This window comes from Numidum massiliense, assembly GCF_001375555.1.
In the GTDB taxonomy this organism is placed as follows: Bacteria; Bacillota; Bacilli; order Thermoactinomycetales; family Novibacillaceae; genus Numidum; species Numidum massiliense.
Genome location: NZ_CTDZ01000009.1, coordinates 1,444,217 through 1,457,252, shown reverse-complemented (window position 1 = coordinate 1,457,252; position 13,036 = coordinate 1,444,217). Strand labels below are relative to the sequence as shown.

7 protein-coding genes are annotated in these 13,036 nt (G+C 51.1%); 3 read left to right on the top strand and 4 right to left on the bottom strand.

Annotated elements, in window-relative coordinates; genetic code table 11:
- Positions 1-94: 94 nt before the first annotated feature.
- Both BN1247_RS07340 and BN1247_RS07335 read right to left on the bottom strand, forming a co-directional pair.
- Positions 95-1,369, bottom strand: a complete 1,275-nt coding sequence (locus BN1247_RS07340) for a BaiN/RdsA family NAD(P)/FAD-dependent oxidoreductase (protein ID WP_054949797.1) — start codon at positions 1,367-1,369, stop codon at positions 95-97.
- A gap of 287 nt (positions 1,370-1,656) precedes the next feature.
- A complete protein-coding gene (locus tag BN1247_RS07335; protein WP_054949796.1) occupies positions 1,657-3,024 on the bottom strand; it encodes a S8 family peptidase in 1,368 nt (455 codons plus the stop codon).
- A gap of 214 nt (positions 3,025-3,238) precedes the next feature.
- On the opposite strand from BN1247_RS07335, the gene BN1247_RS07330 reads away from it, so the two are divergent.
- From BN1247_RS07330 to BN1247_RS07320, 3 genes are all read left to right on the top strand, one after another.
- Positions 3,239-4,267, top strand: coding sequence for an ABC transporter substrate-binding protein (locus BN1247_RS07330; protein WP_054949795.1), 1,029 nt, complete (start codon positions 3,239-3,241; stop codon positions 4,265-4,267).
- 14 nt (positions 4,268-4,281) lie between these two features.
- On the top strand, positions 4,282-6,381 hold the full coding sequence (locus BN1247_RS07325; RefSeq protein WP_054949794.1) for a PAS domain-containing sensor histidine kinase: 2,100 nt from the start codon (positions 4,282-4,284) through the stop codon (positions 6,379-6,381).
- Positions 6,382-6,459: 78 nt separating this feature from the next.
- Positions 6,460-7,851 carry a sigma-54-dependent transcriptional regulator gene (locus BN1247_RS07320; protein WP_054949793.1) on the top strand — a complete coding sequence of 464 codons (1,392 nt, stop codon included), beginning with the start codon at positions 6,460-6,462 and terminating at the stop codon, positions 7,849-7,851.
- Between the two features lie 432 nt (positions 7,852-8,283).
- On the opposite strand, the gene BN1247_RS07315 is transcribed toward BN1247_RS07320, so the two are convergent.
- Positions 8,284-9,633, bottom strand: a complete 1,350-nt coding sequence (locus BN1247_RS07315) for an ISLre2 family transposase (protein WP_187119684.1) — start codon at positions 9,631-9,633, stop codon at positions 8,284-8,286.
- Positions 9,634-10,033: 400 nt separating this feature from the next.
- On the bottom strand, positions 10,034-12,895 hold the full coding sequence (locus tag BN1247_RS07305; protein ID WP_054949791.1) for a DUF2339 domain-containing protein: 2,862 nt from the start codon (positions 12,893-12,895) through the stop codon (positions 10,034-10,036).
- Between the last annotated feature and the right edge of the window lie 141 nt (positions 12,896-13,036).

Below are 13,036 nucleotides of genomic sequence, written 5' to 3'. Positions count from 1 at the left end.
CGTACATTTGCACTACATTGCCACTGTAACGAGGTGCTTTATAGAAATAATGTGCGCAGTACGTCACGCGGGCCGCAGGTAGTGCAAACGGTTCTCACGTGTTTGCCGCGCACTGTGCCGCCGCACTTTTTCCGGCGCTGTAGCCAGTCGTGAAGGCAGCCGTAATATTGTAGCCACCTGTATACCCGTGTACGTCTAAAATTTCACCGCAAAAAAATAAACCCGGCATTCGCCTCGATTGCATCGTCTTCGGATCGATTTCTTTCAGGTGCACTCCGCCGCCAGTGACGAACGCTTTTTCCAGCGGTAACGTACCGTTTGCTCGCACCGGAAAAGCTTTTAGTAATTGTGATAACTCCAGCCATTTCTGCTTAGCGACGTTGCCGCAAGTGACGTCGAGTGAAAGTTCTGCTTGTTGCAAGACGACGTTACTAAGTCGTTCCGGTATGTACCGTTTGAGCGCGTTTTTCAGCGATTTTTTTGGCTCTTGTTTCGCTAGATGCGATAATTCCGTGTGCAGGTGATCGAGCGCGTGCTGCGGGAATAAATCGATCGTCAGCGTAACCGTCGGTACATTGAACGTTTTACGTGCCTTGACGACGAACTGGCTGCAGCGTAGCGCGGTCGGACCGGAGAGCCCGAAGTGAGTAAACACGAGGTCGCCTTCGTGGGTGACGATTTTTTTGCCGCGCGGGTTCCAAACGGTTAGCGTAATGTCTCGCAAGGAGAGCCCTTGTAGCTCGCGGTTGGCGATAAACGGCTCGTCTGACGTAAGCGGTACTTCTGTCGGATACAGCTCAGTGACGGTATGCCCGGCCGTCTCTGCCCACGCGTACCCGTCCCCGGTCGAGCCCGTTTGCGGCACCGATTTTCCACCGGAAGCGACGATGACACACGTGGCGTGAATCCTTTCGCCGTTCGTTAGCTTCACCCCTTGGACGCCCCCCTTTCCGTATAAGACGCGTTCCACTGGACTGTTAACGCGGATATGTACCCCTTGGGCGCGCACTTTCGCGATTAACGCTTGGACGACCGTCTTCGCTTTGTCTGACACGGGAAACATGCGCCCGCGGTCTTCTTCCTTTAATTGAATGCCCAACCCTTCAAAAAAGGCGATAATGTCCGCATTGCTAAAGGTGGCTAACGCACTGTACAAAAAGCGTCCGTTGCCGGGGATGTTTTTAATTAGTTCGTCGATCGGTTTCGCATTCGTCACGTTACAGCGACCGCCGCCGGATATGCCGAGCTTCCGTCCGAGACGGTCGCCTTTATCGACGAGGAGCACGTTCGTCCCCGGCTCCCTCGCGGCAGCGATACTCGCCATCAGCCCCGAGGGGCCGCCACCAATTACAATTACATCATAAGTCATTGCCAATAACTCCTGTTCTCCATATGTCATAAAATAGGTAATTTTATTACTTTTGCTTTTAAGCATCGCATACTTAAGTAATGATACATCATTGTGTCTGGGAGTGGAAAGAGGCGGTCGCTTGCTGGGCGCTCGCGGTTTGATGAGCGAGAGCGGCTGTAATATGTGAAAAACCCACCCGACAGACAAAACAGGGGTGGGCCAGACAGTCGCCGTTACATATGCTGATCGCGTCTCGTGCGCCCAGCATTGCGGCCTCATAATAAGCGATCGTTACGTCACACTTTCTAGGGTAAAAATATTCCACGTAAGGGGTATTTTTGTTTGAACGTCGTTTTTAGCGCCTGTCCGATGTCGATGATGCCGCGTCCAAAGTACACATCAATGCCCGCGGCTCCGAAATCCCGCGTTGTACTTTTAATGATCGCCATCACTTCCGTATTCGTGAGCTGCGGGTTGAGCGAGCGGATCAGTCCCGCGAGCGCAGTTACGTGCGGTGCCGCCATCGACGTGCCGGACAACATCGCATAATGCTTGCCCAGGTACGTACTCGGAATGTCTACCCCAGGTGCAGCGACATCGACATATTTTCCGAAATTGGAAAAATCGGCGCGTTTTCCGTCCCAGTCGACGGCCGATACGCTGAGCACTTCCGGGTAGGCTGCCGGGTAACTCGGTTGATCCGTACTGTCGTTCCCCGAGGCGGCAATCACGACGACGTCGTTAGCGAAGGCGTAGTCGATGGCGTCTTTTATGACTGCAGCAGATTGGTAGTTCCCTAAACTCATGTTAATAATATCTGCCCCGTTGTCCGTCGCCCAAATAATCGCCCGCGCAATGTCAAATGATCCTCCGTAACCGTCGGCGTTCATCGCCTTTACCGGCATAATGCGGTTGCGCCACGTGATCCCGGCAGTACCGCGGCGATTGTTCGTTTCCGAGGCAATGATCCCGGCGACGTGCGTGCCGTGTCCGTTGTCGTCGTTTGCATGATCGTTGTCGGCGACGGCATTGTACCCGCGTGTCAAGCGATGCGCCAAATCGGGATGGTCGAGTTCCACACCAGTGTCGATAATTGCGATTTTTACGAAGTCCGCCCCGCGAGTAAACTGCCAGCCACCTTCCGCTTGAATCGCGGGCAAATTCCATTGATACGGTTTATACAATTCATCATTCGGCTGTTGCTTCATCAAAATGTAGTGGGGTTCGACGTAGGCGACATTGTCGTCTTGATTAAAGTAGCGAATCATATCTGTAGCAGATGTGTTTTTGGAGGCGAATACACAGAGTGTACCAGTGTTTTTGACGAGTTTTCCGTCAATTTCTCGCGCGATCTTCGCCATTTGTGCCTCGTTCGGATGAACGACGAATTTAACCGCCACTTCATTGACATAGTAATGGCTTTGCGCGCGTGCATTGTGGTCAATCGTTTTAATTTGCGGGTGTTTATTGAGTTGCGTTTTTAACGGGCGGTTACTGAACGATTGGACTTTTCGAAGTTTCTTTCCGGGTTGTTGAATGTTTTCCACCTTTAGTTGCACCGCGCGATTGTTCTGGATCGCCTCATTGCCACGGTTTGCGGGACGGATGAGAGCGAAAATGCCCACAACGAATACAAACGCGACGACGACTGCAATGATCCTTTTATTCCGCATGTGTTTGCACCCCAACATTGATCTTTTTTGTTAGAGTGGGTATTCGGGCAGCGAATTATGAGGATTTAGGAACGTATCCAGTTGATGGCAGCGGTACAAGACACCGGACAAGGAAACGTTCAAACAATTGTGGGTTATTACGGTGACGAACTAGACGCCGATACGATATAGTCACATTAAATAACATTAAGTCACTTAAGGTTGTGTCCACGCCATGCGAGGAAAAAGGAGAAAGCAGAGGAAAAAAATCGGTGTAACGTTGTTAGTCAGTGGTATTGTGCTACTCGTGCTACTATTCGTATTTAATGACTTACGCACGTCGGATGCCGATACGTGTCGCATCGGGATTTTAATGTCAGGGAACAGCCGACAAGAAAAATTGAACGGCTTAAAGGCGGGACTGCGCGATTTAGGGTATGCAAGTGATTCCTGTGAGTTTCTCACGTATGACGCACGAGATGACGTAACGCTACTCGTACAAAAAGCGGAACAACTCGTGCAGCAAGAGGTCGATGTCATCGTTAGTTTAGGAGCGGTGGAAACGTTGGAGGTGAAACGGCAACTCGCACGCGCGGATCGCTCCGTCCCCGTTGTTTTTGCCGGTATCGCCGCACCGAAAGAGTTAGGTCTAATCAGCGACTATAAACATCCGGGCGACATTTTTACCGGAGTCGACAACTACCACAAAGATTTGTCGGCAAAACGGCTTGAAATGTTTGTACAGCTCTTGCCCGATATGGAGCGTGTCATCATTTTATACAACGGTGGGGTGACGGCGAGCCGCATCAGTTTAGAAACGACCCGGCAAGCGGCGAAGACTCTAAGTGTCCCGATCGTCACCTACGATTTAGACGAAGAGGGAGCACTTAAGCGACTTGAAGGCAAGCTAAAGAAAAACGACGGGATCCTCGTCTTACCGAGTTACCACATTGAAGCGCGCACGGACGCGCTCGCTGCCTTGTCGCTAAAACACGGTGTCCCGCTAATGGGCATTTTTGACCAAGAGGTGGCGCGCGGTTTCTTGTTCGGCTACGGGGCGTCGTATTACAGCTTGGGTTACCAGGCGGCGCGCCACGTGAGCGCGATCGTCAAAGGAAGTGCCCCGAATGACGTGCCGGTCGAACTGCCGGATACGATTACCTTTAGCGTGAATGACGAAGTGAGAAAACGATTGGACGTGCGAATTAATGGGGAGCTCATCCGCATGGCCAACATTGTGCCGCACATTGCGACAGACGATTGAGGGGAGGGTCGGGCGTGAAACTGACACAGAAACTGACACAGAAGCTGGCATCATTGTCAAAAATACGCAATAAAGTGTTACTATTCGGTTTGCTCATGTCGACCGTTCCGCTCATCCTTATTAGCGGCTACTATTTGCTGCGCATCAATAGTGATTTAGAAGAAAACATTACGGCGCGGCAGACGTTAAAAGTGGAAAACATCGCCTACCAATTGACAATGGAGCTAAATGAAATGTCGAACCGGATGACGTTTTTATCGACTGCGAGGCACATCGATGAACAGCGGGCGCTGTTTTACGATGTACTCCGCCAAAGTGAGTCGATCGAAGAAATCGTGTTACTCGACGCGAAAGGACGCGTTGCGCGAAAAGTGTCTCGCTTCTCGTTAAACGAAGCGGGCAGCGGCGAACAATGGCTCGAGCAGCAGATGATGCGCAAAATTAAACAGCGCGAGCGCGTACACGGTCCGATCGAGTTGAATGACTTCGGGCAACCGGTTATGAAATGGGCCGTTCCCGTTCACTCCACCGATGGTCACCGCTTAATGGGCAGTATCGGGGTTAAACTGCAGTTGCAAAAGCTCGTTGGCGAAATCTCTTCGCAACACGTCCAAAAAGGTGAGCGCATCTATTTACGGGACGAACAGGGACGCGTTATTTCCGACACATCAGGCCCTTCCAACCTACAGCATGTCGCACAAGCGGTGCAAACAGGGGATAACGGAGAAAAAATGTTAGGCGTGCACACGACGCTCGACGATTTTAATTGGGAGTTAGTGATGGAACAGCCGACGCGGGAGGCGTTTTCTCCGATCTACGAGATGGTAAAGCGAAGTGTGTTGGCGGTACTACTCGTCATTTTGACCGTCAGCCTAATTAGCGTATACGCAGGGCTCTATTTTACGCGTCCGATCGTCACCCTACAACAGGCGATGCGGCGGGTAAAAGCGGGCGAATGGCCAAAACGGGTCGAGGTGAACCGCAGCGACGAATTCGGCGAGCTGGCACATTCTTTTAACGAAATGAGCGTCGAACTAAAAAATAAATCTGAACGGTTACTGCAAGAAAAAGAGCGGCTCGACATTATTGTCGGTGGAATCGGCGCTGGGCTGGCGATCGTGCGCGACGATTACCGCGTGACGTGGATGAATCCGCTACTGCAAAGTTGGTTGCAATCCGATACGGACGTCCCTTGTTATGCCCTCTTTAACGACAGAGCGGCGCCTTGTGCAGATTGCCCAGGCTTCGGCGCAAGCGATGTGTGTGACATCGACCGCACCATGACGAAAATGCAGCCAAACGGGGAGAAACGCATTTTCCGACACCGCGTCTACCCGTTAAAACATCCGTCGGACGGCGAGAAGGAGGCACTCATCGTCATCGAAGACATTACCGAACAGCGGCAGATGGAGGAGAACCTATTGCAGACTGACAAATTGAGCGCGCTCGGGTTGATGGCCTCCAATTTCGCACACGAAGTGAACAACCCGCTCGCCACGATTAAAGTGTACGCCGAAGATTTGGCTGACCGCCTCGTTGAAGAAGGGGACACGCTGTTCCGCTCCGGCGAGTTAGACGACTACTTACGGGTCATTAAAGACAATACGGATCGCTGTAAAGACATTACGACCAACTTGTTAAACTTTTCCCGCAAGGCGGAGTGGAGGGAGAGCGAAGTCGACGTCAATCAAGTCGTACGCGATAGTATCGCGATGGTACACTACGTGCTCGCGCGGTACAAGGTGACGCTCTACACTGAGCTTGCACCCGATGTGCCGTTCGTCGCCGGCGATTCGCTCAAATTGACGCAAGTGATCGTCAATGTGCTGAATAACGCGCTCGATGCGATGGAGGAGGGCGGCGGCACATTAACGGTTGCGACATCGTTCGCGGCGGGAGAAATTGCGATTCGCGTCGCCGATACCGGCATCGGCATCCCGAAAGAGCATTTACCGAAACTGTACGATCCGTTTTATACGACGAAGCCGGTCGGCAAAGGAACCGGACTCGGGTTATCGGTCTGTTACGGTGTCATCCAACAGTTTCGCGGGACGATTCTCATCGACAGCGAGTTTGGCGAGGGGACGACAGTGGACATCCGCATCCCCGCATAATCTCAGGTGGAAGACGATTAATCTGCAAGATGTCTCGATGGATGCTTGATCGATGCTTAATGGATGGAGGTTACGCATATGGGAGATAAAGGACAGACGGAGAATGTTCGCATCCTCATCGTCGACGATGAATTTGATCTACTGCAGTTGTTAGTGCGACGCCTCAACCGTAAAGGTTTTCAGGCCAAAGGGGTCACTTCAGCGGAAGAAGCGCTGCCATTCATAAAAAACGAAACGTTCGATGTCGCGATTTACGACATTCGCCTCGAAAAAATGGACGGCATGCAGCTCCTAAAAAAGACAAAAGTGCTGCAACCAGAAGTGGAAGTGTTGATGCTCACGGGGCACGGCACAATCGATACGGCGATCGAGGCGATGAAGTTAGGCGCTTACGATTACTTGACGAAACCGTACAACTTGTCTGAGTTGGAGGTTGTGATCGGCAAAGCGTATGAGAAAAAGCGGCTGCGCGAGAAAAATGAAGATATGAAGCAACTGATCGAGACGAAAGAGTCTGGGTTTCACATCGTCGGCGAGAGCGCGCCGATGCGCGAAGTTAAAGGATTGACAAAACAAGTGGCGGACAGTGACGTGCCGATCGCCATCGAAGGAGAGACGGGTACGGGCAAAGAACTGTTTGCCAAAGCACTGCACTACTGGAGTTACCGCAAGGACGAACCGTTCGTCACTGTTAACGCCGGCGCATTGCCAGAACAACTACTCGAGAGCGAATTGTTCGGCCACGTGAAAGGGGCGTTTACTGGTGCGCAACAGGCCAAAAAAGGATTAGTGGAGGTCGCTTCAGGGGGGACGTTGTTTTTGGACGAGCTCGGTGAAATGCCACCTACGGTGCAAGTGAAGCTACTGCGCTTTTTAGAATCTGGCGAGTTTCGCCGCGTCGGCGACGTACGACTGCGGCACGTCAACGTGCGCGTCGTCACAGCGACGAATCGCAACATGGCGGAGGAAGTGGCGGCCGGGCGCTTCCGCGAAGATTTGTACTACCGCTTAAACGTGATCAAAATCGTCGTGCCTCCACTGCGCGAGCGCAAGGAAGACATTCCGGAACTCGTCGACTACTACGTTGCCAACAAGGCGCGCTGGAAAGGGAAACGCATCTCCCCAAGTGCCCTTTCCGCCTTGCAAGCGTATGACTTTCCGGGTAACGTCCGAGAACTGTTCCATTTGTTGGAACGCGGTTTTTTACTCGCCCGCGGCGATACCGTCGAAGCTGCCGATTTGTTGCCCCAGCAGGCGGTCGGAGGAGCTGCTGGCACGCGCGCAGGTGCGGGGGCAGGCGCAGGCGCCGATGCCAATGACGCCCACCGTTCCTTAGCTGAGCTCGAGCGGGAGCACATCCGGCAAGTGTTGCGTCATACCGAGTGGAACAAGACGGAGGCAGCGCAAATATTAGGGGTCAGCGTGCGTAACTTATACCGCAAAATCGAGCAGTATGAATTGAAGGAATGAGATGCAAGGTTGGTGAGGGGGATCCGGGGATCCCCCGTTTTTAGTTTCTGCACGCGTCCACTTTTTCGCGTAGTACGGATACTTCTCTCCTACATAAACAGACAAGCATTCCTGTTGTAACAGATCCGAAGGCACTTGCTCCTCTGCTGCAATAATTGCAGTTTGATTAACGGCATGTCCGCATTGCGGACACAGTGTATCCGCTTTCATTAACTCGTTACCACAATTACCACACGTCATAACATCAACTCCCTTTCCTCTTTATTAGCGAATCCGTCTTATTATACCATAAGAAAAATACGATTTGAATAAATTTTAGGTGCCGGTATGTGTCAAGCTTTACTCGACGACCTTACAGGATCAAGGATTTAAAGACCTAAATATGTCATTCCCTAACGTTCACTTGTTGTCCGCCCTTGAGGAGTTAACTCTTCAAGGACGGCGATTAACCACCTTATCCAAATACCCAATAGCACTTGAAGCTGATGCGGCACCTACTTGGATCCTGCCAACTTGAACCCCAATGTGATCCGACTTACCTATTCGCCTCGCATGGCGTTTTAGTTTTTGTGTCACTTGGCGGTTGGGCCAGACAGTTAATAATGCCTGTCTCAACGTCCCATTGGTAACGCCTTGTTGTACTTTGGCGATGGCTTGAGCCCCTTCTTCACTCCAGTACATGCCACGACGTTTCATGCGGTATGCCAGACGTCTCTGGTTCGATTCCATGCATCCCATCCTACGAGCATTTTTTGGCACGTCTGGACTAACCTCACGCCAGTCGCAGAGGATCTCCCAGTGCCCTTCAAGATACTTCTGCATGTTCTCGATACGCTTTTCCTCTCGCTCCGTCTCTGCATTTCCCTGTGCCGTATCAATCACCGCTTTAAACCTATCCTTATTTTTTTCGGATATTGCCTTTTCAATTTGAGGAATGAGCCTTGGCTGGCGGCTCAACCCGCGACGAATACTCCTCTTTACGTGAAAAGGATCCAATTGGCGGACAACCGATGTCGCTTCAGAAAAGGTATTTTGAACGCGTTCCTCAGAGATCCATGAAGCCGCATCCGCATTAGTCGCCACATGTGTATGTGAGAGATCCCAACGATGTCGAATCGCTGCATAACCTATTTCCCAAAAGTCATCCACCGATTCAACGGTAGAAAAGACGTGACGATCTGTTAACGAGACACGCTGTCCGTTTTGCTCCCACCCGGTATAGGCAAGCATATTTTTGATCTCTATTCCTTTGCCTCTCCCTTTGACGTATAAGCCATCTGCTTCGCAATATAAGTGCTTAACGGACGGAGAGTTAGGAATTACCGTATCCTCAAAAATTCGATCCCTTTTTTCAGCATCCATGACAGCTTGAGCTTCACCTGCTTCTTTTACTAAGCGCTGAAACGTCGTATGGCTGATCGTTATACCGGCAAGTTTTTGCGTGACCTCTGAGGCGAGGCGGTAGGTCATTCCCGGCGCTGCAGCTAACTCTGCTCCGAGCATCATAAGGTCTGGGCTGTATCTTTTACGGCGTTTTAAACCGATTGCCTCATCGACAGGGTAATGTGCGTTTCCGTTTCGGTCGTACATCAAGTGGCGTTTATAGGACACTGTCCCAAAAAAACTGGTGAACTCCCGGCTGTCCAATCGCTCACTTTTCCAACCGTATTTTTCCTTGTAATGCGTCGTCATCATCTGATCGAGCTGCTCCAAAAATTCTCCGAACAGATCAGCCATCACTTCCATCAGGCGAATACGTAAGCTTTCCCAAAACGACAACATATCTGTAGACTGTTCCAAGATAGTAGCGATTTCTGGTATAATGGTTTTCAAGGAAGACCTCTCCTTTCGTGGTGGTTAGGAGTACTATTTAGGTCTTCCTTTTCTATATTCTCCCTCCAAATTCCTGCTAAAACCCTTCGAGAGAAATGTTACACATACTAGGTGCCGAGAAGACCAGCTACGGGTTTGGTTTCATGAAACATTTGAAACACAACGAGAAAAAGAAATGGAGCGGCCTAATGACTAGTGCCAAAGGTCATTCAGAAGACTACATCCAAAGGATCGAAGCTAACCATCCTGTTAGCATAAGTGGGGAGATACTTGTCGCATTTTAGACAAGTATCTCCTTTTATCGTCTCATTAGACACTGTATTTCGGACACCGTACCTCTCGGCTGCCCCTACAGCGAGTCATTCTTCTTCTGGTAGACGAAAGAAACGATTAATAGACAACCGCCAAGCAAAGAAAATAGCGCGATTTTCAAGACCGTATCGACACTGGACAAGTCGACGAGAAACGCTTTGACGATGACGAGAGCAAACAGTGCGAGGGCGACGTAGCGCAAATAGTTAAGCCGTTTGCGTACGCCGAGGACGAACAAAATGAACGCGTACGTCAGCCAAATCACACTGAGCGTCAATTGCTCCGGCGAAACGAGTGCCTTGAACGTCTTGAGCGTAAAGAAGTGGTTATTTTGGAACGACAGTCCGATAAAGATGAAAAACAGGAGCACTCCCCGTAAAAGGAAGACAATGTCGACTTTCAAGTCCGCGTACACGTTTGCTTTTGCGCGTTCTAAGCCTTTACTAAACACATATAGCGCGACGGAGGCGACCAACCAAAGGAACGTCGGCTCATTGAGAAAGAAGCGACTTTCCCTATACAACTCAACCAAATAGGTGAATGCGGTCAACATCGCAAGGGCTAGAATGCCAAGCGCACTGTTAGCCAAGTACCGATCGGCAATTTTGTATAGTATAAGGAGCAGGGCCACTGCTTCGATCGCCCAACCAATGCCGATGACAGCGCCGTCAAATTGCATCGGAATAGAGACGGTTAAGAAGGTTAACGCTGTACCCCCAAGTGCATAAAAGTGTTGTTTGTCCTGCGGGAGGCGCGTGTGACAGCTGTAGGCGAGATAGCCGTAGAAAACTGCCCACAAGGCGATCCAAATGCCTTTGTTACCGGCCATAAACGTCTCGCCGAGTAACAGCGTACTGCCGAACACGAAGGCGAACGCATTGAATATCGAAAAGACCACAACTTCTTTAGAAACGGGCGTCTTTTGTTTATAAATGCCATAACCCGTTACGGAGACAGTGTAAGCGGCAAAAATGACGACTAAGAAAGAGAACATCGTGCCTAAATCTAAACGGTTGTGGAACGTGATCCAGCTCCGTACCGCGAAAAAGGCGTAGTAGTTGACGACGAAAGTGATATAGGCACTTAAAATAACTAAGTCGCGCCGCTTTTTATACATACAGACGATGAGTGACGCTAGTGTGCCAGCCGTTAAAAAGCTGAACAGTTTCGCCAACCATGCGCCAAAGTGTAGCGGTGGAGCGATAGTAAACAGGACGATGGCAATGCCGTAAAACGTTTCGCGCAGGCGCTTATCTTTCGGGAGTAGGCGCGCTGCTAGACGGGCGAACACGATGTACGTCAGCCCGAAGAACGCGGCGAACACCCCTTTGTAGTCGGACAAAAATGGCGAGCTGTCAAACAACGACATCGCCCACACGACGAACATGGCCGGGTTGGCTACCGATAAGACGATGTCCCCGAGTGACGCATTTTTCTTCCGTAAGAAGTTGTACCCGCTCGCGATGAGCCAATACAGGGCGTAAATGACCGTAACGAACGTCAATAGCGATCCGATCGGCCCTCGTTCCCTCCAGAACACGAACAAGAAGTCCGCTGCATAGACGACAAAAATGATCAGTTGGTTGAAAACAAAGCTAAGATGGACGAATGAAGCCCACTTTTTGTAAATAGAAACAGCCAACACGCCTAGTGTCAACAAGATCAAGTAGCCGAACAGCAGCCCTTGGTTTTGTAAACCGCCGATCAGAAACGGCGTCGTATACCCGCCAACGATCCCTAAAATTCCGATCGGTAACGCATCGTGTCTAATCGCCATAAACACAGTGAACGCCATAATGAAGACGAAAAAAATAAAGGCGAAAGGTGGGGAGATGAACCCGTAAAAGTTGTAGGCTGCATAGACGGAAAAGAACAGTGCAAGGCTTCCGCCGCCGAATAGCCCTTGCGCGTACAACGGGTAGCGTTTGCCCAATTTTTCCCCGAGCCCGTTCATCGCAAGACCCGTAAAGATGCCGATTAGGACACGTCCGACTGGACCGATCCAGTTTTGGTCGATCGAATACTTCAGGAAAAACGCGAGTCCGACGACGACGGCAAACGCGCCGATGCGGTTAAGCCAAATTCCACCGATGCGCTGTTCCCAGTTTTGCTTCGGCTTATCTTTTTGTTGTGTGACGCGTTGCGTCTGCTGTGCGCGTCCGGTTTGCTGGGCAGTCGATGACACTTGTTGCATAGCCTGTTGCCTTTGCTGCACGGCTTGCGGTGGCTCTTGCTGTACAGGCTGTTGCTCGCGTTTCTGCATGTGCTGGACTTGCTGTCCAGTCGCTGCCACATGACGTTCATCTCGCTTAGATGGCTGTGCGGGATGTTGCCTTTGTTGAGCAAGCTGTTGCCCTGGCTTCACAGGTTGTTGTCCTTGGTGCTCCGCTAGTTTACCTTGTGGTGGTACGATTGGCTGTTCACGTCTCGGATCATGCGGCTGCCCACCTGGTGGCACCACTTGTTTTCCGTCCCTGTTATCTACTGGTCGCTCATGAGACGGTTGTTTTGGATGTCCGTACATAACGTCACCCGGTCGTTCTCGTGGTGGCGGAGCCGGATGTCGGTGTCTCGCATCGCCCGGCTGCCTATGTGGCGGGGTTGGATGCCCGTCTCTCGCATCGCCTGCTTGTCCGTGCGGCGGGATCGGATGCGTATCGTCTGCGTGTCTGTGCGGCGGAACAACTGGCTGTCCCCGTACCGCGTCGACAGGCGACTGCTGGCCGGGGGACGACAGCGGTATGCTACGGTTAGGCACGGCGCCACTGCTTTTCCCTTGGGCAACCGCTGCGCGAACAAATTGTTCTAACCCTTTGATCGCATTGACAATTTCTGCTTGATCTTGGCGGATCGCTGACAACTGTTTTTCGATGTTTGCGATCCGGTCAGATTCGCTCATCGTTTCAACCTCCAATCGCGACGTTGTTTAACTTGTAGCATCATTCCTTTCATTTTACCATTTTCCGACGCATTTACCAACACATCTTGCGTGAAAGGCATCCCTTCCCCGTACACATCCTTATGTCCATCTATCGTAAAC

Coding starts and splice junctions, on each gene's coding strand:
- BN1247_RS07320 (WP_054949793.1), top strand. CDS start 6,460: ATGGGAGATAAAGGACAGACGGAGAATGTTCGCATCCTCATCGTCGAC.
- BN1247_RS07340 (WP_054949797.1), bottom strand. CDS start 1,369: ATGACTTATGATGTAATTGTAATTGGTGGCGGCCCCTCGGGGCTGATG.
- BN1247_RS07305 (WP_054949791.1), bottom strand. CDS start 12,895: ATGAGCGAATCTGACCGGATCGCAAACATCGAAAAACAGTTGTCAGCG.
- BN1247_RS07315 (WP_187119684.1), bottom strand. CDS start 9,633: ATGTTGTCGTTTTGGGAAAGCTTACGTATTCGCCTGATGGAAGTGATG.
- BN1247_RS07330 (WP_054949795.1), top strand. CDS start 3,239: ATGCGAGGAAAAAGGAGAAAGCAGAGGAAAAAAATCGGTGTAACGTTG.
- BN1247_RS07335 (WP_054949796.1), bottom strand. CDS start 3,024: ATGCGGAATAAAAGGATCATTGCAGTCGTCGTCGCGTTTGTATTCGTT.